The sequence below is a fragment of the Natrinema soli genome (assembly GCF_028618695.1).
Genome location: NZ_JAQIVI010000394.1, coordinates 1 through 5,337, shown reverse-complemented (window position 1 = coordinate 5,337; position 5,337 = coordinate 1). Strand labels below are relative to the sequence as shown.

Annotated in this window: 8 protein-coding genes and 1 pseudogene; 3 read left to right on the top strand and 6 right to left on the bottom strand. The window is 63.7% G+C overall.

Annotated elements, in window-relative coordinates; translation table 11 throughout:
* The 3 genes from PGX04_RS21880 to PGX04_RS21870 form a co-directional block, all read right to left on the bottom strand.
* Positions 1 to 406: DUF7524 family protein (locus PGX04_RS21880; RefSeq protein WP_273740433.1), on the bottom strand; the 406-nt coding region annotated here is incomplete at its 3' end.
* A 15-nt stretch (positions 407 to 421) separates the two neighbouring features.
* Positions 422 to 616 (bottom strand): methytransferase partner Trm112, encoded by a 195-nt coding sequence (locus tag PGX04_RS21875; protein WP_273740432.1) that lies wholly within the window; start codon positions 614 to 616, stop codon positions 422 to 424.
* A 154-nt stretch (positions 617 to 770) separates the two neighbouring features.
* Positions 771 to 2,135, bottom strand: coding sequence for an adenylosuccinate synthase (locus PGX04_RS21870; RefSeq protein ID WP_273740431.1), 1,365 nt, complete (start codon positions 2,133 to 2,135; stop codon positions 771 to 773).
* 314 nt (positions 2,136 to 2,449) lie between these two features.
* On the opposite strand from PGX04_RS21870, the gene PGX04_RS21865 reads away from it, so the two are divergent.
* The gene (locus tag PGX04_RS21865; protein ID WP_098724040.1) at positions 2,450 to 2,755 is read left to right on the top strand and encodes a hypothetical protein; all 306 of its coding nucleotides are present in this window, start codon (positions 2,450 to 2,452) and stop codon (positions 2,753 to 2,755) included.
* A gap of 636 nt (positions 2,756 to 3,391) precedes the next feature.
* Here the strand turns inward: PGX04_RS21865 and PGX04_RS21860 are convergent.
* On the bottom strand, positions 3,392 to 3,529 hold the full coding sequence (locus PGX04_RS21860) for a hypothetical protein (RefSeq protein ID WP_273740430.1): 138 nt from the start codon (positions 3,527 to 3,529) through the stop codon (positions 3,392 to 3,394).
* A gap of 116 nt (positions 3,530 to 3,645) precedes the next feature.
* Positions 3,646 to 3,867, bottom strand: a complete 222-nt coding sequence (locus PGX04_RS21855; protein ID WP_273740429.1) for a hypothetical protein — start codon at positions 3,865 to 3,867, stop codon at positions 3,646 to 3,648.
* Between the two features lie 152 nt (positions 3,868 to 4,019).
* Between PGX04_RS21855 and PGX04_RS21850 the strand changes: the two genes are divergently transcribed.
* Positions 4,020 to 4,574 (top strand): GMP synthase subunit A, encoded by a 555-nt coding sequence (locus PGX04_RS21850; RefSeq protein WP_273740428.1) that lies wholly within the window; start codon positions 4,020 to 4,022, stop codon positions 4,572 to 4,574.
* A gap of 341 nt (positions 4,575 to 4,915) precedes the next feature.
* Here the strand turns inward: PGX04_RS21850 and PGX04_RS21845 are convergent, their stop codons facing one another.
* Positions 4,916 to 5,056: a hypothetical protein gene (locus PGX04_RS21845; protein ID WP_273740426.1), complete on the bottom strand. Its 141-nt coding sequence runs from the start codon at positions 5,054 to 5,056 to the stop codon at positions 4,916 to 4,918.
* An 80-nt stretch (positions 5,057 to 5,136) separates the two neighbouring features.
* On the opposite strand from PGX04_RS21845, the pseudogene PGX04_RS21840 reads away from it, so the two are divergent.
* Positions 5,137 to 5,337, top strand: a pseudogene (locus PGX04_RS21840) (lactate utilization protein C); the annotation flags it as partial.

Genomic DNA, 5,337 nt, shown 5'->3' with positions numbered 1-5,337 from the left:
CGCGCTCGAGCGTCGCCGGCTCGGGCTCCGAGCGGGCGGGTTCGGCGAGCGACTCGTCGACGTCGACGTCCGGCGGTCCGGGGACGACGGTGACGGCGATCGAGATCGACTCGGAGCCGTAGCCCGTCAGTACCTCGAGGTGGCCGTCCACGGGACGATCGACTACATCGGCGTTGACGGCAATCGGAACGGTCGTGACGCCGTCCGGTTCGACGAAGTAGTTCGACTCCTCGAGCGATGCGATCCGTTCGAGGTCACCCGCGAGGCGACAGTGGACGTGCGCGGGCGACTCGTGACCCGACAGCGAGAGGAGAAACGAGCCGTTGGTCTCGAGCGACGTGCTCGACGGCTCGAGCGCCTCGGCGGACCCGCGGTTGACGTGGACGGTGACCGCTGGTGGTGACACGATAAATCTGGCCGGTTAGGCCGGTGTTTCCTCGCGCATGTCCGGCGGCAGCAGGTTCGGAATGCCGTCCTCGATGGGATACTCCTCGCCGCACTCGGAACAGACGAGGGTGCCGGCGATGACTTCCTCGTCGTCGTGTTCGGCTCCTTCGAGCCCCAGGTCGTGTTTATCGAGCGGACAGCAGAGAATGTCCAGCAACGACTCCTTCATACTACGTAGGCTCGTCGCCTCCAGCAAAAGGTTTCGGGAACGTCGCTCGCGAGCGGACGGTCGACCGGGCGGTGGTGAGTGGATGACGAATCGAGCGTTCTGCTCGCAGTCCGATCGGCGGAACTGACGGTGATAGAAGAAACCGACCGTCGCGCTACTCGTACGGGTTCTCGACGACGATGGTTTCCTCGCGGCCGGGACCGACGCCGACGGCGTAGACCGGCGTGTCGAGTTCGTCGGCGATATACTCGAGGTAGGTCTGCGCGTTCTCGGGGATGGCCTCGTAGCCCTCGGCGGCGACCGCGGCCCAGTCGACTTCGGGCCAGCCGTCGAACGATTCGAACGTGGCTTCACAGCGCGCCCACTGTTCGGTCGTCGGCGGCATCGTGAAGATTTCCTCGCCGTCGAACTCGTAGCTGTGGCCGACCTCGACCGTCTCGAGGCCCGCGAGCACGTCGATGTGGTTGACCGCGAGTCCGGTGAATCCGTTCGCGCGGGCCGCGTGGCGAAGCATCGGCATGTCGAGCCAGCCGACCCGCCGCGGGCGGCCGGTTACGGTGCCGTACTCCCCACCCTCGTCGCGGATGTACGTCGCGAGTTCCTCCTCGTCCGCGGCCGCGTCCACATCGCCGTGATAGTCCGGCGTCTGGTCCTCGACGCCGCCGAGTTCGGTCGGCAGCGGGCCGGTCCCGACTCGGGAGAGGTAGGCCTTGACGATGCCGATGACTTCCCCGTCGCCGATGACGGTCGGGCCGAGGCCGGTGCCGACGGTCGCGCCGCCCGCGGTCGGATTTGAGGAGGTGACGTAGGGGTAAACCCCGTGGTCGATATCGAGGGAGGTGCCCTGCGCACCCTCGAGCATGACGCTCTCGCCGATGTCGACCCGCTCCTGCAGGAAGGTCCCGCAGTCGACGGTCATCTCCTCGTCGGCGAGGCGCTCGCCGTACTCCCGGTAGGTCTCGTAGAGGTGGTCGATGTCGAACTCCTCGCCAGTCTCCTTCTCGAAGACCTCCTCTGCGAGGGCTTTCTTCTGAGGGACGACGTACTCGAGGCGCTCGCGGAGCACGTCGGGGTCGAGCAGATCGCCGATCCGAACGCCGCGGCGGCCGGCCTTGTCCTCGTAGGTCGGGCCGATGCCGCGTTTGGTCGTCCCGGCGGCGAGATCTTCCTTCTCCGCTTCCTCGATGCCGTCGAGCGCGCGGTGATAGGGGAGGATAACGTGGGCGCGCTCGGCGACCCGGACGTCCGGTTCGAGACCGCGCTCTCGCAGCGTGTCGATCTCGTCGAACAGCGTCTCGGGGTTGACGACGCAGCCGTTGCCGAGGACGCCGATTTTCCCTCGAACGGCTCCCGACGGTACGAGCGACAGTTTATACTTCGTTCCGTCGTGAACGACGGTGTGCCCAGCGTTGTCGCCGCCCTGATACCGGGCGACGACGTCGGCGGCGTCGCCGTAGAGGTCGACGACCCCACCTTTGCCTTCGTCGCCGAGTTGCGACCCGACGATAGTGACGGTCATAACAGCGGCGGGTTCTTGCTGGGCCGATAAACAGATTACGGTATGCGGGTGGCTCTACCGAGGGTCGCGACCCCCCACTCGAGCGACAGCGTCCGCGCAAACGCGTTTCCCAGCAGGTCTCGGGCCTGTAACTCGAGGCCCCACCGGAAGCGACTGATTCGGGTGACTCGCTTGCGGGCGTTTCCAACCTCGACCAGAGCGCCGGCGTCACCGGAAGCGTTAACTACACACAGAAACAAACACCTAGTTGAGAGTGGACGTTCCGGTTCTCGAGGGGAACTTTTAAAAGGTCCAAAGACAAGTTAACAAATGCCATGATAGACCGACTTGAGAAGGAAGTCGATATGTTGGAACGTCATCTGCAGGTCCTGAAGATGGTCATCGAGAACGAACCGATCGGGATCGTCAAGATGTCGAACGAGACGGGATACCCCCACCACAAAGTCCGCTACTCGCTTCGAGTCCTCGAGGAGGAGAACCTGATCGAGCCCTCGAGTCAGGGAGCGATCAAGACCGAGCGCACCGTCGAGTTCGTCGACGAACTCGACGGCAAACTCGACGAAATCGTCGAGAAGCTCGACGGCATGAAGATCGAAGACGTCGCAGAGATCGAAGGCTAGTCTCGCGTCCGATTCGGACGCCGTCGCCCGACCCCGCGGCCACCAGCCGGTGCATCGCCGACGAACGACACCGTTTCCCGCCGTTTTTTGCCAGACAGTGACTATCGTAGTCACTAAAACGATTTACACACTGATCGCATAATCCGCGGTTCTCGCTCACTGTGTTCGCCTACGTACCTTTTTCCGCCTCGGTTCCTCATGGTTCGAGAGACCTTCGATCTCTCGTCACTGAGCCGAGCAAAGCTCGGCGAGGTCCAAAAGAGCGCAAAGCGCTCTTTTGAAGATCACGAAAGACGCAAAGCGTCTTTCGAACGACTTCGTTCGGAACCGCTCGTCTGCTCACGGGCGCATAGCGCCCGTTCGCATGGCACGCGGGACCGGCGGTCCCGCGCTGGCGCAAAAATCTACGCTACAAAGGCCGCCTTCGCGGGCTTCGCCCGCTCCGGCGGTGTCGTTCGAAAGGCGCTCAGCGCGCTTTCGTGATGCCGAGAGAGCGATGCTCTCTCGTCGCAAACCGCTCGCTTCGCTCGCGGATGCTGGCAGCGGTAACTCCTTCGCCTGCACTAATCGGGGTAGATACGTCACGATGAGGAGCGACGGTGATGTCAAAGCAGCCGCCAGTACACCATCTCGCCGTTACAGGACCGAAAAGACGAGCCACGGCACGATGAATAGCGCCAGCGTCAGCACCGCGAGGATCAGTGCGTACCCGATGCCCGTTCCCGCCGCGGTGAGCCACGCCGGATGATCGAATTCGCCGAGATCGACTGCCATGTGCTTGCCATCCGGTGACGAACGCTTAAACGTACCGGAACACCGGCTCCCGCGGCCGACCAGCGACTCGAGAGCCCACTCGAGACCGGCCGTGAGCGTCCCGGCAACCGGGCCGACTACCGGTAGATGTTCTCGTATCGCTCGCGGTACTCCCGCAACGCGAGCCTCGCTCTGCGCCGCGAGGTGAACCCGAAGCCGGTCGCCTCGCAATCATCGTCGTCGCACTCCCAGCGGAAGGTCTCCGAGTGGGGGTCTCTCGTCACCGATGCGTCCGTCTCGCACAGCGGACAGCGCCATCCCCACCGCATATCGCCAGCGTCCGCGCTCGGCCGATCCATTGGTTTGACGACGGGATTGGAGCGATGGTTCAAAAGCCCGCGCCTCGAGTGGGTCGTTCTTTTTCCGTTCGCCGGCGCTCGATCGCGGGTATCGGTCGACTCGAGGGCGCGTTTCGGACCGTTTTTACCCGGTGATCCGCTACGAACATCCAATGACGACTATCGTCGTGGTGGACAACCATGGACAGTTCACCCACCTCGAGCGCCGGGCGCTTCGCGACCTCGGCGTCGACACGGAGTTGATCGACAACGACACGCCACCCGCGGACGTCGACGCCGACGGCGTCGTCCTCTCGGGCGGTCCGGATATGGATCGGATCGGACGGTCCGCCGAATACCTCGAAGCGGACATACCCGTCCTCGGTATCTGCCTGGGAATGCAACTGATCGCGGCGGAACTCGACGGTCGCGTCGGGGGCGGCGAGTACGGCGGGTACGCCGACGTCAATGTCGACATCGTCGACGCCGAGGACCCGCTGACCGGCACCCTGCATCCCGAGACTCGCGTCTGGGCGAGCCACGCCGACGAGGTCACGGAACTGCCCGAGGGCTTCGAGCTGACGGCGAAAAGCGACGTCTGCGACGTCGAGGCCATGAGCGATACCGACCGCGATCTCTACGGCGTCCAGTGGCACCCCGAAGTCGCCCACACCGAGGAGGGCGACGAGATCTTCGAGAACTTCCTGGCGATCTGCGAATCGCAGTAAGCGCTACGGACGATTCAGTTTTGTTGGGAGTCGATATCGTCCGTCTCAGATGCAAGCTACTCGCGTATGGAAATTAGCGCTGTCCACTCACACGAGTATTTGTGACCGGAGACTCGACCGAAGACCTCTTCGTAGACGGCCTGAAGCGCGCGTACTACACCGAACAGTAACTCGTCGACGCCCTCGAGGAGGTGTTCGACCAGGTCGACGCCGACGCGGAGGCCGAGGCGGATCCAGTCGTCGAGGGGATGGTTCAGGCCCACGAGGAGTTCGATTACGGCGAACTGACGGTCTCGGAGTAACGACGTCTCACATTCCGTATTTTCCGGAGCCCGCATCGGTCAGAGAGACAACCCTGCCGGGCGATCGGACGCATCGTCGCCGATTCGATCCGGCGTGTCGGTCGTCGTGTCGAAGCGACGACCGGTGCCGTCGTCCGTCTCCTGCTCCGCGTATCGATCGGCTCCGGCATCACGAGCCACAGCCGAACGCCGATATCGGCTCGGAAATGGCAGAGAAACATCCAGTAGAATCTTCACTGCCCACCCGGATATGGGAACTAATGACAGTCAACACTGTCGGTCGATTCGAACGCGCACTCGAGGGACTCGAAGTGGGACTCGAGCGCGGCGCGGCCGCCGACGCGACCGAGCGAATCGAAACGATCGTCGCGGAGCCAGCGATCGGTGCACCGCTTCCCTTCGACGGCGTCTCGCTCCCCGGCGGGGTGACGACCGAGCCGACGACCGCCGAACTCGAGGCG